At 63.9% G+C, this 1,372-nt stretch carries 1 protein-coding gene; it reads left to right on the forward strand.

Annotation, left to right across the window (positions count from 1 at the left end):
• Positions 1-106 precede the first annotated feature (106 nt).
• Positions 107-1,372, forward strand: a 1,266-nt coding sequence (locus ABD172_RS15175) for an ISL3 family transposase (RefSeq protein WP_344311045.1), incomplete at its 3' end; no start/stop codon positions are given.

The following is a 1,372-nucleotide window of genomic DNA, read 5'->3' on the forward strand; positions in this document are numbered from 1 at the left end:
CCCGACCACAGTCATCGGCACCATAGGCGTGGCGTTGAACGAAAAGACGTCGAGGCCTCCTTCACGATGGGAGTTCCTACACACACCATCACAAGAAGACCTCGACATGTACCAGCGTATTCCCTTCTCCACCCCGGACCTCACCGAGTTCACCGGCGCCCATGAACTCGGTCTGACGATCACCGGAATGCACCTGCAACCGGACCAGGCGATTCTCGAGTGCCGCACGAAGGACCCTGACCCTTGGTGCACCTCCTGCGGTGCCGAAGGACGCTCGCTGGGGTCGATCACCCGTCGGCTTGCTCACGTGCCCTTCGGCCACCGCCCGACGACCGTGCTGCTGCGAATCCGCCGGTACACATGCACCGGGTGCGCACGGTACTGGGCCGAGGACACCACCGCCGTGGCCGAACCGAAAGCGAAACTCACCCGCAGCGCCCTGCGGTGGGCACTGACCGGGCTGGTCGTCGATCACCTCTCCGTGGCTCGTGTGGCAGCGAAACTCGGTGTCTCCTGGCACACTGCGAACTCCGCGGTCCTTGACGAGGGGCACCGGGTCCTCATCAACGATTCGACCCGGTTCGCAGGGGTCACCACGATCGGTGTGGACGAGCATGTGTGGCGACACGTGCGAGGACGGCAGAAGTACGTGACCGTCATCATCGACCTCACTCCGGTACGCACGAAGACCGGGCCAGCACGGTTACTGGACATGATCGAAGGGCGTTCGAAAGCCATGTTCAAGACGTGGTTGGAAGCCCGTGACACCTCCTGGCGGCAGGGAGTGGAAGTCGTGGCGATGGACGGGTTCTCCGGGTTCAAGACCGCCACGAGCGAGGAACTGCCCGACGCTGCGGCGGTGATGGATCCCTTCCACGTCGTCAAGCTCGCCGGTGAGGCCCTCGACGATACGCGCCGACGCACCCAGACCGCGGTACACGGGCGCAGGGGCCGGAGGGACGACCCTTTGTACAAGGCGCGCAGGACCCTGCTGACCAGGCACCGGTTGCTCACCGAGAAACAACGCGTCCGCCTGGCGGAAGTGTTCGATAAGGACGAGCATGCGGCGGTGGAGGTGACCTGGGACGCGTATCAGGAGGTGATCGGTGCGTACGACGAGAAGGACCGGCGCAAGGGCAAGAAGCTCATGGCCGGGCTCATCGAATCCCTGAGGGCTGGAGTGCCGGCAGGGCTGGAGGAATTGAAGAAGCTGGGGAGGACGTTGAACCGGAGGAAAGAGGACGTGTTGGCGTTCTTCGATCATCCCGGGTCGTCGAACGGTCCGACGGAAGCGATCAACGGTCGGCTCGAGCACCTACGCGGTACAGCACTGGGGTTCCGGAGGTTGGAGAACTACATCGCCCGGAGTCTG

The sequence above is a fragment of the Brevibacterium samyangense genome, from assembly GCF_039529845.1.
Classification (GTDB): domain Bacteria; phylum Actinomycetota; class Actinomycetes; order Actinomycetales; family Brevibacteriaceae; genus Brevibacterium; species Brevibacterium samyangense.